Raw genomic sequence first — 16,253 nt, 5'->3', positions numbered from 1 at the left:
TAAAATCCGGCCAAAACGGTTATGATAGAACCAAATAAAAAACAAAGGAGCATCAACCTATGCGTGCTTATGAGCGACTGTTAAAATATGCCCGCGTTTACACCACATCCGACCCCAATTCCGGCACCCATCCCTCTGCCGAGCGGGAGTTCGACCTGGCCCATATCCTTGTGGAGGATCTGAAGGCCATCGGCATCGAGGACGCCTTTGTGGATGAGCACTGCTACGTCTACGGCACCCTCCCCGCCACCCCCGGCTGCGAGGACAAGCCTGCGCTGGGCCTCATCGCCCACATGGACACCGCACCGGACGCTTCCGGTGAGAACGTGAACCCCGTCCTGCACGAGAACTACGATGGCCGCGACGTCACCCTGCCCGCCACCGGCATGGTCATGAAGGTCTCCACCTTCCCCTTCCTGAAAGACCTGAAGGGCGAGACCCTCATCACCACCGACGGCACCACGCTGCTGGGTGCCGACGACAAGGCCGGTGTGGCGGAGATCCTGACCGCCGCCGAGACCCTCATCGCCGAGGGCCGCCCCCACGGCAAGCTCTGCATCGCCTTTACCCCCGATGAGGAGATCGGCGAGGGCGCTTCCCTGTTCGACATCCCCGGCTTTGGGGCCGACTTTGCCTATACCGTCGATGGCGGCGATGTGGGCGGCATCGAGTACGAGAACTTCAACGCCGCCAGCGCCACCGTCACGGTCCACGGCTTCTCGGTCCACCCCGGCTCCGCGAAGGACGCGATGATCAACGCCTCCAACGTGGCCATGGAGTTCCACCAGGCCCTGCCCGTCATGGCCCGCCCGGAGACCACCGAGGGCCGTCAGGGCTTCTACCACCTGTGCCAGATGTACGGCGATGTGACCGAGGCCAAGCTCGGCTACATCCTGCGCGACCACGATGCAGGCAAGCTCCAGTTCAAGAAGGACAACCTTCTGCACATTGCCTGCTACCTGAACGGCAAGTACGGCGACGGCACCGTGGAAGTGGAGATCAAGGACAGCTACCGCAACATGATCGAGAAGATCAAGCCGCACTTCCATCTGGTCGAGAACGCCCGCAAGGCCATCGAAAAGGCCGGTCTGACCCCGGAGGAAGTCCCCGTCCGCGGCGGCACCGACGGTGCCGTCCTGAGCTGGAAGGGCCTCCCCTGCCCGAATCTGGGCACCGGCGGCTTCAACTTCCACGGCGTGTGCGAGTGCACCACCGTCGAGCGGATGGACAAGGCGGCCGAAGTCCTGCTGAATATCGTGGAGATCTACAGCAAGTAAATACAGAGACAGCAAAAAAGGAAGAGCGGCGATGTCGCTCTTCCTTTTTTGCTTGTCAACCCACGTTGATATGCCCCACCGGCAGGATCTTGCGCTTGTTGTCACCGGGCTTGACCGTCAGGCTGATGGCCAGCGAGACCGGGCCCACGCGGCCCATGAACATGACCAGCATGTACAGCAGCTTGGCCCCGACATTCAGCTGGCTGGTAACGCCCACCGACAGGCCAACCGTGCCGAATGCCGAGCAGGACTCAAAGATGGCGTCGATGACGGACACGGCATCCGAGGTGTTGTAGTAGACCACCACCGCCGAGCCCAGCGATGCCACAATGCCCAGCATGATGATGGTCAGTGCGCGGTAAACGGTCTTGGACTCGATGTGGTGCTCGGCGATCACACAGTCGTCGCGGCCCTCCGCCACGCTGCGGATGGTCAGGATCAGCACAGCAAAGGTCGTCACCTTGACGCCGCCGCCCGTCGAACCCGGTGCCGCACCGATGAACTGCAACACGCTCATCAGGAGCTTGGTGACCGGCCCGCAGGCCGCCAGGTCGATGGTGTTCATGCCCGCCGTACGGGTCGAGACCGACTGGAAGAGCGATGCCATCACCTTGCCCGGAACCGACAGCCCGCCCATGGTGGCCGGGTTCGACCACTCCATCAGACAAATGAGCGCCGCGCCGCCGACCCATAGAATGGCCGAGAACGCCAGCACGACCTTCGCGTGGAGGGACAGGCGGCGTTTTTTGCGAAATTCGCCCAGCTCCACCCAGACCATGAAGCCCAGACCGCCTGCCATGATGAGGAACATGACGACGGCCTGCACGTAATAGTTGTTGACATACGGCGCCAGCGACGAATACGGCCCAAACCGGCCAAACAGGTCAAAGCCCGCATTGCAGAACGCCGAGATGGCCGTGAAAATGCTGATCCAGACCCCTTCCAGCCCGAACTGCGGCACAAAGGCACACGCCAGCAGCACAATGCCAATGGCCTCGAACAGGAATGCCAGCCGGATGACGATCTTCAGCACCTCGGTCGCCTGCGAATAGCCGCTGGCCGAAACGCTTTCGCCCAGCAGCCGCAGGTCCCGGAAGCCCATCCGCCGCTTGGCCGCCAGTGCAAAAAAGCTGGTCAGCGTGACCAGGCCCAGGCCGCCGACCTGGATGAGCAGCAGGATCACCACCTGCCCGAACATCGTGAACTGCGTCCACGTATCCCGCACGACGAGGCCCGTCACGCAGGTCGCGCTCGTTGCGGTGAACATCGCATCCACCACGCCCAGCCGCCCGCTGCGGCTGGCGATCGGCAACGTCAGCAGCAGCGTCCCCAGTGCGATCACCAGCACAAAGCTCACGCAGATGATCTGTGTCGCATTGCTGCCCACCAGCCAACCTTTGGGGTGGTTCTTCTTTTTTCTGGTTTTTCCCATGAAGTGCTCCTTCTCCCGCACCGGCAGCCTCTGCGCTCCCGATGCAGCATCGTTCTTGCCTCTCCCGTTCCGGGGTCGGCATCTCCCTTATAGGATACACCTTTTTTCTTTTTCGTTCAACTTGATTTTCTCTCCAACTTGCGGTATTATAATGAGGTATGGTTCTGTCTCTATACCTCAGCTGGATAGAGGGTTCGCCTCCTAAGCGAAACGCCCCCGGTTCGAATCCGGGTAGGGACATCCTGTTACGAAATGCGAAGGTCATTTTTCCCATGGAAAAGACGATCTTCGCATTTTTCATTTTGAACCGATCACCAAAATTAGCCAGCTAATGCCATTAGCAGAATTTTCAGTTCCAGCTAATAAAATCAGGCTTCCAGCTAATGAAGCCCCATAAAGCACCTTTTGGACTCTGTTTTCCGGCTCTCTGCTAAAATTGGCAGCCGCTTTTCTGTAAATCCATGTAAATACAAGATAATTTGTGTAAATCTATTTTCCACATTCCCGCCCAAAACCGTGCAAAACACTTTTCTCCATACATAGCGCGTTCACTCGCTGTTCTCTCGGAACAGAAAGAGGAACGCGCTTTTTTGTTTTCGGGCTGAACTTCCCGAATCCACCAAAGGAGGGTTTACCGATGAAAAAAGTTCTGACCGTCACGATGGACGGTATCCGCTACCACGCTTCCCGCCCGACAGATTGCCGGCACTGCTTCTTCTGGAAGAACCGAAAGAAGGGCTGCGTTCTCGGCAAAGAGAACTGCTACTATCTGATCGAGCCGCCCAAAGGCCCCAGCAAGTGCGAAGGCTGCCCCTACAAGCGGGCAAAGCCCTGTGTGCTGGTTCCCTGCTACAAAGACCTGATGGCACCGCTGGAGAAACGAGGTGATGCCAAGTGAGCCACAAGCGAAACGAAGCTCTGCGCCATGTTCAGCATTCCATGCACCATGTGATCGCCGCTGGCGAAGGTTCTGACCGTGCCCCGGACAGCTGCAAGCTGTGTCCGTACTATCGGCCTGATTTCAAATTCCGCACCTGCCTGTACGCCCACTGCCCCTATAAGAAGCAGGTCAATGTATTCCGTTCCACACCTGAAAAATGGGATATTCTCTATTTTCAGGCGTTGAATCTCATATGCCTGTTCTGCGATGATGTTTTTTGGCTCAGAGTTCTTGCGGTGTTGCCTTCTTGTTCGAATCGGTATGCCTGATTCTATTTTTTCCTTTTTTATCCTGTAACGCCGGAGCCATTTTTTGATTTGTTCTTTTTCCAGTCCAAGACTTTCGGCAATCTCTCTGTGCGTTTTTCCCTCTTCTCGCATGGAAAGAATCTGCTTTTCGTATTGGTCGATTTTTGTATATTTTCTAGACATAGCAAAGCCTCCTCATGTAGTTTTATTATCCTACATGGGGAGGTCTTTTGTCTATTGTCTACTTTTTACGGACCAGTTCAGTTTTGTTTTTTCTCTGTCTACTCTAGGGGTAGCATATCAGTTTCCAGCATGGTGAGCGGCTTTTTACTACAAGTATGAGGAATCAAAGAAGTCTTTTAAGGTGATTCCCAAGCCCAGACAGATTCTTTCGATGGTTTCTAGAAAAGAATGGTCAAATTGGAGGAACGATCAATCCTGATGGGAACAGTCTTTATTCTCTTTGTCTATGCCATCGTCTATATCGGGAAGATATTGATAGAACACCTTTTTCTCAAAGACCCACCGGGCAAACAGCGCATATCCGGCAGGTGCCAGAAGGATCAGCGGCGGGCAGAATGCTGTCAGCAGGCCGAACGCAGCCAGCACCACCAAAAGCAGCAGACTTTTGTCAAAATGGAGCAATGCCATGGCACCGGACTGCAATACCGTCTTTTTGACCGGGTCGTCGAATCTTGCCGCATAGGCTGCGTTGTAGATCATCCAGGCCAGCCCACAGGTACTCAGCACCGTAAAAATGATCCAGAGATTACCCGTCGCTGCCTGTTGCCCCTTGAGGTAATGGGTCATAAAGCAGTCAGCCAGCAGAATGCTCTCCGGCACTGCCAGAGCAAGAAAGCTCAAAGTTGCCTGTCGGAAGCTCCGGCGGAAGGCCCGGAAAAATTCCTCGCTGACCGTTCCCCGGTCCTCAATTAGGGACTTGTTCACTGCATAATAGAGGGCTGTGCTGGAAATGCCCAAGGTAAACAGCGGCAGGCTTCCTATTAGCCACAGCAGGCTGAGAATCACCATATCCGCAACCCTGGTTAAGAAACGGAACAGAGGGGCATCCAGGTCGAAAAAGTCATTCATAGGGTATCACCTGGTTTACTTCTGGAGCACAAAGGCCTCATAGGGGCGCAGGGTCACAGCGCCGGTGGGAGCGGTGTCAGGATAATTGCCGATCAGGCGCCGGGCCCCCGCAAAATCAGCGGGAATTGTGAAGGCCGCGTCCTTGTCTGAGAAGTTGCAAGCGATCAGGTAGTTCTCGCCGGTCTCGGCCAGGGTACGCCGGTAGGCAAAGACCTGGGGGTTCTCCTCGGCCAGAAGCTGGAAGGAGCCGTAAATCAGCCCCAAATGGCTCTTGCGCAGGGCGATCATCTGCTTGTAGTAGTTGAGCACCGAGTCCGGGTCTTTTTCCTCGGCGGCGGCGTTGATGGCGGTATAGTTGGGGTTGACCTCAATCCAGGGGGTGCCGGTGGTAAAACCGGCGTTCGGGGAGTCGTCCCACTGGACCGGGGTGCGGGCGTTGTCCCGGCTGCGGAGGGCCAGGCACTCCATCATTTCGTCTGCAGAAATCAAGCCTGCGCCGGTCAGCTCCTTGAAGGCGTTGAGACTTTCGATATCCCGGTACTGGCTGAGATCTTTGAAATAGGCGTTGGTCATCCCCAGTTCATCGCCCTCATAGATGTAGGGAGTACCCTGCAGGCTCAGCAGGCAGGTGGCCAGCATCTTGGCGGAGAGGGGCGAGTCATCGCCCCAGCGGGATGCAGCCCGGGGCTGATCGTGGTTGTCCCAGAACAGGCTATTCCAGGCTTTGCCGTCCAGGCCGGTCTGCCAGTGACTGAGAATTTTCTTGAGCTGCATAAAATCGTAGCGCTGGGTGGTCCACTTGCCCAGGGGTCCGTCCCCAATGCCGACGTGATCAAATTGGAAGACCATGTTCAGCTCCTTGCCGTCCAGCCCCGCATACTGGGGGGCGTTTTCCACCGTGGCGCCGGGGGTCTCGCCCACCGTCATAATGTCGTATTTCGAGAGGACCCGCCGGTTCATCTCCTGCAAAAATTCATGGATGCGGGGCCCATTGACATAGTAGGGACCGCCATTGCCATACAGTCCGTGTTTCTCGCCATCCGGAAAGCGCTGGTCCTTGGAAATCATACTGATGACGTCCATCCGGAACCCGTCGATGCCCTTGTCAAACCACCAGGTCATCATGTTGAACACTTCGTCCCGGACTTTGGGGTTCTCCCAGTTCAGGTCGGGCTGCTTGGGGGAGAACAGGTGCAGGTAATACATATCGGTCTGGGGGTCGTATTTCCAGGCCGAGCCGCCGAAGCTGGCGCCCCAGTTGTTGGGCTCGTGGCCGTCTTTGCCCGGCTTCCAGATATAGTAGTCTCGATAGGGGTTATCCACCGACTTGCGGCTCTCGATGAACCAGGGGTGTTCGTCCGAGCTGTGGTTGACCACCAGGTCCATCACAATGCGGATGCCCCGCTGATGGGCCTCGGCCAGCAGGGCGTCGAAGTCCTCCATGGTGCCAAACCGGGGGTTGATGGCCCGGTAGTTGGAGATGTCGTAGCCGTTGTCATCCATGGGGGAGTCCATGATGGGGCACAGCCACAGCACATTGACCCCCAGATCCTTCAGGTAATCCAGCCGGGAACGGATGCCGTTCAGGTCCCCGATGCCGTCCCCGTCCGAGTCCTGGAAGCTGCTGGGGTAGATTTGGTATACGATGCTTTCTTTCCACCATTTGCGGTCCATGGCAATTCCTCCTTATTCTGCGGGGATGGTAACCCCGTCGTCGTCGTAGCGGTCATAGCTGGCTCCGGGCCAGCCGATCATCCGGATGGTGGCGGGGTCGCTGTCGGCCACCGTCTGGGCGGGGTCTGCCACCGGGATGCAGGCGCCTTTGCGGATGAACAGAGGTACCTCGTTGAGGGCCACCTTCACAAAGTGGGTGCCGGCGGGGAGGACTTCCTGTGTGATGCGGCCCTCAGGGCCGAACTTGACAAACAGCATCTCCTCGGGCAGATACACCATCCGTCCGGTGGCGTTCTGGGTGTAGACCGGGGCAATCATCACCTCATTGCCCAGCATCAGCTGGTCCTCGGTCTGAAGGGCGATCTCGTCTTCGGGGTAGACGAAGGCCAGGGGCTTGAACAGCATATCGCCGTTCAGCGCTGCCTTCATGTATTCGCTGTAGAGGTAGGGGATCAGCCGGTAGCGGGTCTCGATGACGCTGCGGAAGTCTTCGGGGCCCTCAAACTGGTAGAACTCCTGCCGGCGGGTGTCGCAGCCTGAGTGGTTGCGCATCAGGGGGGTGAACACCCCCAGCGCCAGCCACCGCAGCAGCAGATCCCGGCTGGTGTCGGCGTTGAAGCCACCCAGGTCGGCTCCCACATACAGGAAACCGCACATATTGAGGGAGGGCAGCATCTTGAGGTTCAGCAGCAGGTGGCTCCACCAGGAGTGGTTGTCGCCGGTCCAGACGCCGCCGTACCGGTGCATCCCGATGCAGGAAGACCGGGAGAACAGCAGAAACCGTTTGCCCGGGGCAATGCTGGCCAGCCCCTCCGAGGCGGCCCGGGTCATGTTGTAGCCGTAGAGGTTGTGGACCTGGTCGTGGCGGACCATTTTGCCGTCCACCTTGTGATAAAAGCGGGCGTAGTCTTCCGGCGCATTGGACAGATTGAGCCAGCCGATGGCCTGGCCAAAATGATCGATGGTGCCGTCTTCATGGGGAACCGGCGGATGATCCAGCCGCTCGGCCAGCCCCTCCCGGGAGTAGAAGATGGCGGGCTCGTTCATGTCGTTCCAGAAGCCCTCGATGCCGCAGTCGGTCAGAGCCTTGTACTGGCTGCCGAACCAGGCCCGCGCCTCGGGGTTCAGCACGTCGGGGAAGTGGCTCCACCCCGGCCAGACGGTTCCCTCAAAATCGGTTCCGTCGTCCCGCTTGCAGAAGTAGCCCTTTTCCTTGCCCTCGTCGCAGACCGAATAGCCTGCTTCCTCCTTGACGCCGGCGTCGATGATGGGCACCAGCCGGACGCCCTGCTCTTTCATCTTGGATACAAAGCCGGAAAAATCGGGGAAATTCTCCGGGTTGACGGTGAAGTCCTTGTAGTGGTCCATGTAGTCGATGTCCATGTACACCATGTCCAGGGGAATGTGGGCCTGGCGGTGTTTGGCCACCACCTCTTCAAAGTCGGCCTGGGTCTTGTAGCCGTAGCGGCTCTGGCCAAAGCCAAAGGCAAATTTGGGCGGGATGTAGCTGCGGCCGATGATGGCCCGGAACTGCTTGACCACATCGCAGGCGCTGTCGCCGGTGATGACGTAAAGGGCCAGGTCGGCCCGCTCACAGGTGACTTCCAGCCAATCCCTGCGGGTGAAGCCGATGTCAAACCGAATCCGGGCGGGATAGTCGAAGAACAGCCCCAGATTCTGCTGGCCTGAGATCACGATGAAGTTGTGGGCGGCGTACATTCGCTGCTTGTTTTCGGTGTGGAGGCCGTCGTCCACATTGTCGCTGACGTAGACAAAGCCCCGCTTGTTGATGCCGCGGTTGGCTTCGCCCAGGCCGTAGACCCGGTCGCCCTCCGCCAGGGGGCAGGCAAAGCAGAAGCCGGACTCGCTGGTTTTGACCGTTCCCACAGGGGGTTCGCCTTGGCTTGCAGGGATTGGTGCGACCACCGATTCGGTGTCAAAGGGGACACCATAGAGATACTTTTGAATCATACCGTTCTCCCAAATAAAAGTGACTGAGTGGTTGTTTTGTCAGACAGAGCGCCCCGTCTCCGGAGCGCTCTGAAAGAATATCAATTAGCCCTTAACAAGAATACAAATTAGCCCTTAACCGAGCCCACCACAATGCCGGAAACGAAGTACCGCTGCAGCAGGGGATAGATCAGCAACAGCGGGATAACTGCAATAACGATCTTGGCTGCATTGAGGTTGGTGTTGCCCAGGGAGGCAGAATCCACCACGGCAGACAGATTGCCCTGCTTGATCAGATCTTCCACGTTGATCTGCAGACTCTGGATATAGGTCATCAGGGGATAATAGGCGGCTTTGGACATGTAGATCAGGCCGCTGTAGAAGTCGTTCCAGCTGCCCACAATGCTGAACAGGGATACGGTGGCCAGAACCGGCTTGGAAATGGGGATGAAGATCTTGGTCAGAACCTGGAACGGGTTGGCGCCGTCAATGAAGGCGGCTTCCTCAAGCTCTTTGGGAACGGCAGCAAAGAAGTTCATCACCAGGATGACATTGAAGATGGGCACGGCTCCCGGCAAAACCAGGGCCCAGACGGTATTGAGCAGGCCGTAGGATTTGACAACCAGGAAGGTGGGGATCATGCCGCCGTTGAAAAGCATGGCAAAAATCATCAGGTTTGCATAGATGTTGCGGCCCCGGAACTGTGCGTTGGTTTTGGAGAGGGGATAAGCCATCAGTACGATCAGCACAAAGTTGATGATCAGGGCCAGCACAACCCGCTCCACCGAGATCAGGAAGGAGTGCCAGAACTGGGAGTCCTCCAGGATCTTCTTATAGGCTGCGGTGCTGAATCCCACCGGGATCAGCCCTACCATGTTGCCTTCCACTGCTGCAGAGGAGGAGAAGGAGATGGCAACAATGTTCAGCAGCGGCAGCAGACAGACTAGGCCCAGCAGAATAATAATGATGTAGATGATGACAGTGCGGAGTTTATCAACTTTCATTGCCAGACGGACCTCCTTAGAAAATTTTGCTGTCGGTGTACTTCTGAGCCAGCTTGTTGGCGCCGATCATCAGAACAAAGGCGATCACGGACTTCAAAAGGCCCACGGCGGTACCGAAGCTGTACTGCAGGCCCTGCAGGCCGACGCGGTACACATAGGTGTCCAGAATATCACCGGTGGCATAGACCGATGCGCTGTACAGGTTATAGACCTGGTCGAAACCGGCGTTCAGGATGTTGCCCAAATTCATGACGGCCATCAGGACGATGGTGGTGCGGATGCCGGGCAGGGTGACATGCCAGACCTTTTTCCACCAGGTGGCGCCATCGATGGAAGCAGCCTCGTAAAGGGTCGAGTCGATGGAAGTGATGGCTGCCAGATAGACGATGGAGCCATAACCGAACTCTTTCCAGGTGTCGGTCAGGATCAGCAGGGGCTGGAACAGGGAGTTGCTGCCCAGCCAGTTCAGCGAGGTGCCCAGCATTGCGTTGACGGAGCCGTCCAGGTTGAACAGATTCTTGACGACCAGAGCCAGCACAACCCAGGACAGGAAGTGAGGCAGGTAAACCACCGTCTGAACCGACTTTTTCAGGGTCCGGTTCTTGACCTCATTGAGCAGAATCGCAAAGGCGATGGACATGATGGTGGTCAAGACGATTTTGCCCAGGGCGATGATCAGGGTGTTGCGGAACAGCTCAAAGCTGTCTGGCATTTCGAACAGGTATTTGAAATGTTTGAGGCCCACAAAGTCAGAACCGAAAAAACCTTTGGCGGGTCTGTAGTCCTGAAAGGCCATGATGGCGCCGAACATCGGAACAAAGTTGAACAGAATCAGGAAGATGAAACCAGGGAGCATCATGCCGTGGTAATACAGTTGATAGGCCTGGTTTGCGTGGCTCTTTTTGACCTGATTTTTCATCCGTTTCCACCCCCTTTGTTACTGTGCAAAGTATTCCTGGACTTCCTGGGCGATTGCGTCGCCGCCCAGACGCTTCCATTCGCTGACAAAGGTATCGAAATAATCGATGGGCTGTGCGCCGGTCACGATTGCCACATAGGCCTCCAGCTCGGTCTTGTCCAGGGTTGCCTTTTTCTGCTCGCTGGTGGGGGTGGTGGGGGGATACTTGGGGGTGATCCATTCGGCGTTGCCGTTCTTTTCCAGCGCATCGATGGATGCGCCCAGGCCGATGATGCGGGACTCATAGAAGTGCCAACCGCCCAGGGTTTCCTCAGTGACGTTCTGGGGATCCTTCAGGTAGTCCAGAATGGCCTGGGAAGAGCCTCTGTTCTCGGCAATGGTGGTTTCCTCAGGGGTCATCTCGCCGTTGATGACGGCCATGTGCTCGGTGTAGTAAATGGAGGGATTGTTGGAGGGCAGGACTTCCATGTAATAGGGACGGCCCTCGTTGTGTCCGCCGGCGTTGATGTAGGCGATGACCTCCGGCGCGGTTTCCGCGGTGGCGCGGGCCAGATCGTCATAGAGGATGTTCAGCATTTCCACTGCCACCTGGGGATACTTGCAGTCCTTGCTGACCACCAGGAACCGCTCGGCGGCGTTTTCGTGGTAGGTGTGGACGATGCCGTTGTCATCGGCCACTGTATAGGCGATGTACTCGGCCTCCGGCACCAGGGCCTTGACGCTGCTCAGACGCCAGTCGGGGATATGCCATGCGCCAAAGACGATGCCCAGCTCGTTGTTGATCATCATGGCGTTGATGTCATCGGTGGTGCGGGTGCCGAACTGGGGATCCAGGATGCCCTCCTCGTACCACTCGTTCATCTTGGCCCAGGCAGCTTTGACTTCGGGCGCCAGGGTGGACCAGCTCATGGTGCCGTCGGGGTTTTCGATCCATCGGTCGATGTAGCCGCCCATGGCGTTGGCGATGCACATGGCATCGCCGATATCATTGCCGGAAAAAGCCATGCCCACGGTGCTGTTGCCGCCGCCTACATTGGCGTCCACAAAGGCCTTGGCCACAGCGGCGATGTCATCCAGCGTGATGCACAGGTCGCCGTCGGGGTCGGGGTTGATGCCCAGCTTGTCCAGCCAGTCCTTGCGCATCCAGCACAGGACAGGGACGCTGTTGTCGGGGTTCGTACCGGGAATACCCATCAGCCGGCCGTCAAAGGTTGCCATGCTCAGGCAGCGGCCGTCGTAGGAATCGTAGAGGCTCTTGATGTAGTCAGAGGCGTACTCCTCGTACACATCGGTCATGTCATAGGTCAGGCCGTTGTTCACCATCTCGACAAAGGTGTCGTAGCTGATGACGGTCATGATGTCGGGCAGTTCGCCTGAGGCGACGCAGGTGGCCAGCTGGTTGGTGAAAGCGTCACCGCCTGCTTCAAAGCTGTCCACCAGATCCACGTTGAGCTTGGATTCAATGTAACGGGTGTAGGCGTTGTCTTCAAAAGTCTGGCCTTCCGGGAACAGGGCAGCGGCAGAAGGTTCCGCAAAACGGCCCAGGGTGATGGTCAGGGTGTCCACATAGGCTCCGTTTTCGTCCTTGGCCACAGAAACGGCGGCAGATTCATCGCCGCCTCCGCAGGCGGTCAGTGCGGTGAGTGCGCAGGCAACGGTGGCAGCCTTCAAAAATGATCTACGCGAAATCTTTCTCATGATAAAATCCTCCACGATGTTCAGTCAGATTTTCCGGAATTCGTTTTTTGTCTGCTCCATCCAGGATACAAAAAACAAATCCTCTTCCAGCTTGTATATGTCTCGTTCTGACAGGCTGCGCAGCGTGTCTTTTTGACGAGCTCATTGTACAATACCGAAGAGGATTTGAAAAGGGTTTTGCGCAACGTTTCCTACGAAACTGATAAATACCACAAAAATTATTTGTGGGTTTTGCGCAACGTTTCCTACGAAACTGATAAATGCCACAAGAATTATTTGTGGGTTTTGTGCAGATCTTGTGACCAGGGCGCGGCGTTGGGGGTTGATTCGCGCACCGAGTTGCGGCGGATCAGTTCAACAGGCTGAACGTAATTTTTACACTCCACCGGTTCCTGCCGAATCAGACGCACTAGCAGTTCCACGGCGGCCTCTGCTTTGGCCGGGACGTTCTGACGCACTGTCGTCAGAGGGGGATGCATGAGTTCTGCATAGATGCAGTCGTCAAACCCGGTGACGGAGACCTGCTCCGGCACCTGTATGCCGTGGTCCTGCAGATAATTCATCACTTCCGCCGCATCATAGTCAGAGGCCAGGGCCACAGCCCCGGCCTGGACAAAGCGATCCAAATAGTGGCCGTACATGACACGGCGCAGAGAAAGATCCTCAGGGAGAAGAATATGGCGCTCTTCTCCGCAGTCAATCCCGGCAGAGCGCATCTGATGCTGAAATCCTTTCCAGCGGTAATGGTCTGCGCCGATATCACACTCGGCGGCAAAGATGGCCTGGGTGTACCCGTTGTCCAGCAGATACTTTGCAATCATGGCGCCGCCGCCGAAATCATCAGTCCCCACGTTGACGTAGTGGTACTCCGCTTCGGGATAGGTGTCAATCAGGACCATATATTTGTTGAGTTGCCTGCGCAGCTCCTTGTATTTCTTTTCGTCCAGTCCCAGGACGACAAGACCATCCACATTCCATCGGGAGGCAATCTCTGCCACCTGGTCCGTATTTTTGTCCTGGCCATTGATCAGCATGACATAATATCCGTTTCGATGGGCTGTCTCTTCTACACCAGACAGAAGTTCTGCCACAAAGGTATCGCGCAGAGAAGGGATGCCGTGGACACAGTTGTAGCCCAGCACCAGTCCAATGATGCAGGACCCTTTGCGGGTCAGCTCACGGGAAGATGTATTCGGGACATAGCCCTCCTGGTTCAGAATTTCCGAAATTTTCCGGATCATTTCCTTGGAAACTTTTTTTGTGTTGCCGTGCAGCACATTGGACACTGTTGTCCGGCTTACACCAACTTGATCTGCAATATCCTGCAAACGCTTCATGGCTGTTCATACGCTCCCTGTTTGATCAGTTGAAACACAAACGGTTTTCAACGTAATCATAGCATATTCATACAGGAATTGCAATCCGAATGATCCTTTGATCTTCAATGAATTCTGAACTCAAATAAAGACTTTTTTGATATGAATACCCAGTAGTGCTTAATCATCTGTTTGCAGGATGATGAAAGCAAGAAAAAGGGCTGCTGCACTGGCTTCTATCCTTGTGCAACAGCCCCATCTTTCGTTTTCTTCAAAAAGCAGGATCCTGCGAAACCGCAGAGCAGGCCGGTTCCATCACTTGCCCAGATGCCAGATGTCGCGGTCGTACTCGGCAATGGTGCGGTCGGAGGAGAACAGGCCCGCTTTGGCGATGTTCACCAGGCACTTGCGCCGCCAGCCCATGGGGTCGCAGGCGTAGTCGCTGAGGGCCTGCCCCTTGCGCACGACGTATGCGTTGAAGTCCGGCAGGGTCTGGAACCAGTCCTTGTGGATCAATTCGTCGTGCAGGCGGGTCAGATTTTCGGCATGACCCGCAGCCAGCATCTCCGGCCCGGTGAGGAACTCGATGGCGCGGCGGATGTTGGCATCGCCCTCCACCCACTGGGCCGGGTCGTAGTCGCCGACGGCATAGCGGTGGATGACCTGATCGGAGGTCTGGCCGAAGATATAGATGTTCTCTTCCCCGACCTGCTGGCTGATCTCCACGTTGGCACCGTCCATGGTGCCCAGGGTCAGCGCACCGTTCAGCATGAACTTCATGTTGCCGGTGCCGGAAGCCTCCTTGGAGGCAAGGCTGATCTGCTCGGACAGGTCGCAGGCCGGGATGAGTTTTTCGGCAGCGGTGACGTTGTAGTTCTCCACAAAGACCACCTGCAGCCACTGGGACACCTCCGGGTCTGCGGCGATGACCTTGGACAGGGTCAGCAGGGCGTGGATGATGTTCTTTGCGATGGTATAGGCCGGTGCTGCCTTGGCACCAAAGATGCTCACCAGCGGGACGGCAGGCAGATGCCCTGCCTTGATCTCGTGGTACTGATGGATGAGGTACAGCAGATTCAGCTGCTGGCGCTTATACTCGTGCAGACGCTTGGACTGGATATCGAACATGGCATCGGGGTTCACCGTTACCTTCTGGGTGCGCAGCAGCCACTCCGCCAGCGCCGCCTTGTTGGTCTTTTTCACGGCGGTCAGTTCGTTCAGCACGGTCTCGTCGTCGGCAAAGGCCAGCAGCTTTTCCAGCTCGGCGGCGTCCTTGCGGAAACCGGAGCCGATGTGCTGTTCCAGCGTAGCGGTCAGGCGCGGGTCGCACTCCAGCAGCCAGCGGCGGAAGGTGATGCCGTTGGTCTTGTTGTTGAACTTTTCCGGGTACAGCTCATAGAAGCCGTGCAGCTCGGAATTTTTCAGGATCTCAGTGTGCAGCGCTGCCACGCCGTTGGTGGAGTGGGTGAAGTGGATGTCCATGTGGGCCATGTGCACCCGGTCGTCCTTGTCGATGATGGCAAGGCTCTCGTCCTTGGTGCGGGTGCGGGCCAGAGCGTCCAGCTTTTCGATGATGGGCATCAACTGCGGCACCACGGCATCCAGATAGGCGCGGGGCCACTTTTCCAGCGCCTCGGCCAGAATGGTGTGGTTGGTGTAGGCGCAGGTCCTGGTCACGATCTCCACGGCTTCCTCAAATTCGATGCCCCGCTCCCCCAGCAGCCGGATGAGTTCCGGGATGACCATGCTGGGGTGGGTGTCGTTGATCTGGATGGCGGCGTAGTCGGCCAGATCGTGATAATTGCAGCCGCGGGCCGCGCACTCAGCCAGAATGAGCTGGGCACCGGCAGAGACCATCAGATACTGCTGGTACACCCGCAGACGGCGGCCAGCCTCATCGGAATCGTCCGGGTAGAGGAAGAGGGTCAGGTTCTTGTCGATGGCGGTCTTGTCGAACGCGATGCCGTCATGGACGATGCTCTCGTCGATGGTGTCCAAATCGAACAGGTTCAGGGTGTTGGTGCGGCCCTCGTAGCCGGTGACGGCCAGCTTGTACAGCCGGGCGGTGTACGCTTTGCCCGCCAGCTTCACCGGGTAGGTGATGTCGGTCTTTTCGGCCCAGCTGTGGGCGGTAAGCCACGGATCGGGCTTTTCGTTCTGGACGCCGTCCTCAAAGGACTGATGGAACAGACCAAAGTGATACCGCAGGCCCACGCCATCGCCGGGCAGATTCAGCGTTGCGAGCGAATCCAGGAAGCAGGCGGCCAGACGGCCCAGACCGCCGTTGCCCAGAGAGGGTTCCGGCTCGACCTCTTCAATGTCCGACAGGCGCTTTCCGGCTGCCGCCAGTGCATCGCGGGCTTCCTCGTACAGACCCAGATTGATGAGGTTGTTGGACAGCAGCTTGCCGATGAGAAATTCGGCGCTGATATAGTACAGCTTGCGCCCGGTGACCGGCTGCACACGGTCGGCGCTCTTCTGCCGCACAAGCTCCAGCAGTGCCAGGTACAGCTCCTGATCGGTGCAGTCCGCCAGCAGCTTTCCGGTGAGGCTCTGTAACGTTTCGGTAAAGCTCATAAACGCATCCTCCTTTGATACAGAAAACAGATTTGACATCTATGATTCAAGATATACCACATAAAACAATCAAAATCTTGCCCAAAAGGTGCAGACTGTGGTACAATCCTATCATCAGGAGGTGAG

At 57.0% G+C, this 16,253-nt stretch carries 12 protein-coding genes and 1 tRNA gene; 3 read left to right on the top strand and 10 right to left on the bottom strand.

The features are described from left to right. Nucleotides 1–59 precede the first annotated feature (59 nt). A complete protein-coding gene (pepT, locus tag DWY95_RS00370) occupies nucleotides 60–1,277 on the top strand; it encodes a peptidase T (RefSeq protein ID WP_118551461.1) in 1,218 nt (405 codons plus the stop codon). A 55-nt stretch (nucleotides 1,278–1,332) separates the two neighbouring features. Here the strand turns inward: pepT and DWY95_RS00365 are convergent, their stop codons facing one another. Then, nucleotides 1,333–2,709 (bottom strand): potassium transporter TrkG, encoded by a 1,377-nt coding sequence (locus DWY95_RS00365; protein WP_118551459.1) that lies wholly within the window; start codon nucleotides 2,707–2,709, stop codon nucleotides 1,333–1,335. 166 nt (nucleotides 2,710–2,875) lie between these two features. On the opposite strand from DWY95_RS00365, the gene DWY95_RS00360 reads away from it, so the two are divergent. Both DWY95_RS00360 and DWY95_RS00355 read left to right on the top strand, forming a co-directional pair. Continuing rightward, nucleotides 2,876–2,949: transfer RNA gene (locus tag DWY95_RS00360), tRNA-Arg, on the top strand. A gap of 397 nt (nucleotides 2,950–3,346) precedes the next feature. After that, nucleotides 3,347–3,607, top strand: coding sequence for a hypothetical protein (locus tag DWY95_RS00355; RefSeq protein WP_112091996.1), 261 nt, complete (start codon nucleotides 3,347–3,349; stop codon nucleotides 3,605–3,607). On the opposite strand, the gene DWY95_RS00350 is transcribed toward DWY95_RS00355, so the two are convergent. From DWY95_RS00350 to DWY95_RS00305, 9 genes are all read right to left on the bottom strand, one after another. After that, the gene (locus DWY95_RS00350; protein WP_118551457.1) at nucleotides 3,559–4,080 is read right to left on the bottom strand and encodes a helix-turn-helix domain-containing protein; all 522 of its coding nucleotides are present in this window, start codon (nucleotides 4,078–4,080) and stop codon (nucleotides 3,559–3,561) included. The genes DWY95_RS00355 and DWY95_RS00350 overlap by 49 nt on opposite strands. Nucleotides 4,081–4,329: 249 nt before the next feature. After that, nucleotides 4,330–4,989 carry a DUF624 domain-containing protein gene (locus DWY95_RS00340; protein ID WP_118551455.1) on the bottom strand — a complete coding sequence of 220 codons (660 nt, stop codon included), beginning with the start codon at nucleotides 4,987–4,989 and terminating at the stop codon, nucleotides 4,330–4,332. Nucleotides 4,990–5,004: 15 nt separating this feature from the next. Continuing rightward, entirely contained in the window at nucleotides 5,005–6,663 is a 1,659-nt protein-coding gene (locus DWY95_RS00335; protein WP_118551453.1) for an alpha-glucosidase, read from the bottom strand. 12 nt (nucleotides 6,664–6,675) lie between these two features. Continuing rightward, nucleotides 6,676–8,634 carry a TIM-barrel domain-containing protein gene (locus tag DWY95_RS00330; RefSeq protein WP_118551451.1) on the bottom strand — a complete coding sequence of 653 codons (1,959 nt, stop codon included), beginning with the start codon at nucleotides 8,632–8,634 and terminating at the stop codon, nucleotides 6,676–6,678. Between the two features lie 107 nt (nucleotides 8,635–8,741). Next, the gene (locus DWY95_RS00325) at nucleotides 8,742–9,617 is read right to left on the bottom strand and encodes a carbohydrate ABC transporter permease (protein WP_015564190.1); all 876 of its coding nucleotides are present in this window, start codon (nucleotides 9,615–9,617) and stop codon (nucleotides 8,742–8,744) included. A gap of 16 nt (nucleotides 9,618–9,633) precedes the next feature. Further along, nucleotides 9,634–10,536, bottom strand: a complete 903-nt coding sequence (locus DWY95_RS00320; RefSeq protein WP_097793518.1) for an ABC transporter permease subunit — start codon at nucleotides 10,534–10,536, stop codon at nucleotides 9,634–9,636. A gap of 18 nt (nucleotides 10,537–10,554) precedes the next feature. Continuing rightward, entirely contained in the window at nucleotides 10,555–12,234 is a 1,680-nt protein-coding gene (locus DWY95_RS00315; protein WP_118551449.1) for a substrate-binding domain-containing protein, read from the bottom strand. 272 nt (nucleotides 12,235–12,506) lie between these two features. Beyond that, a complete protein-coding gene (locus DWY95_RS00310; protein ID WP_118551447.1) occupies nucleotides 12,507–13,571 on the bottom strand; it encodes a LacI family DNA-binding transcriptional regulator in 1,065 nt (354 codons plus the stop codon). Between the two features lie 294 nt (nucleotides 13,572–13,865). Then, complete coding sequence (locus tag DWY95_RS00305; protein WP_118551445.1) at nucleotides 13,866–16,127, bottom strand: glycogen/starch/alpha-glucan phosphorylase; 2,262 nt, start codon at nucleotides 16,125–16,127, stop codon at nucleotides 13,866–13,868. Nucleotides 16,128–16,253: the final 126 nt, after the last annotated feature.

The organism is Faecalibacterium sp. AF28-13AC (assembly GCF_003478405.1).
Taxonomy (GTDB): domain Bacteria; phylum Bacillota; class Clostridia; order Oscillospirales; family Ruminococcaceae; genus Faecalibacterium; species Faecalibacterium prausnitzii_E.
The sequence above is the reverse complement of the archived record's forward strand: the minus strand, read 5'-3'. Positions and strand labels throughout refer to the sequence as shown.

What these genes read in the sequence shown, in the direction of transcription:
- pepT (WP_118551461.1), top strand. Translation starts at nt 60, where the DNA reads ATGCGTGCTTATGAGCGACTGTTAAAATATGCCCGCGTTTACACCACA.
- DWY95_RS00365 (WP_118551459.1), bottom strand. Translation starts at nt 2,709, where the DNA reads ATGGGAAAAACCAGAAAAAAGAAGAACCACCCCAAAGGTTGGCTGGTG.
- DWY95_RS00355 (WP_112091996.1), top strand. Translation starts at nt 3,347, where the DNA reads ATGAAAAAAGTTCTGACCGTCACGATGGACGGTATCCGCTACCACGCT.
- DWY95_RS00350 (WP_118551457.1), bottom strand. Translation starts at nt 4,080, where the DNA reads ATGTCTAGAAAATATACAAAAATCGACCAATACGAAAAGCAGATTCTT.
- DWY95_RS00340 (WP_118551455.1), bottom strand. Translation starts at nt 4,989, where the DNA reads ATGAATGACTTTTTCGACCTGGATGCCCCTCTGTTCCGTTTCTTAACC.
- DWY95_RS00335 (WP_118551453.1), bottom strand. Translation starts at nt 6,663, where the DNA reads ATGGACCGCAAATGGTGGAAAGAAAGCATCGTATACCAAATCTACCCC.
- DWY95_RS00330 (WP_118551451.1), bottom strand. Translation starts at nt 8,634, where the DNA reads ATGATTCAAAAGTATCTCTATGGTGTCCCCTTTGACACCGAATCGGTG.
- DWY95_RS00325 (WP_015564190.1), bottom strand. Translation starts at nt 9,617, where the DNA reads ATGAAAGTTGATAAACTCCGCACTGTCATCATCTACATCATTATTATT.
- DWY95_RS00320 (WP_097793518.1), bottom strand. Translation starts at nt 10,536, where the DNA reads ATGAAAAATCAGGTCAAAAAGAGCCACGCAAACCAGGCCTATCAACTG.
- DWY95_RS00315 (WP_118551449.1), bottom strand. Translation starts at nt 12,234, where the DNA reads ATGAGAAAGATTTCGCGTAGATCATTTTTGAAGGCTGCCACCGTTGCC.
- DWY95_RS00310 (WP_118551447.1), bottom strand. Translation starts at nt 13,571, where the DNA reads ATGAAGCGTTTGCAGGATATTGCAGATCAAGTTGGTGTAAGCCGGACA.
- DWY95_RS00305 (WP_118551445.1), bottom strand. Translation starts at nt 16,127, where the DNA reads ATGAGCTTTACCGAAACGTTACAGAGCCTCACCGGAAAGCTGCTGGCG.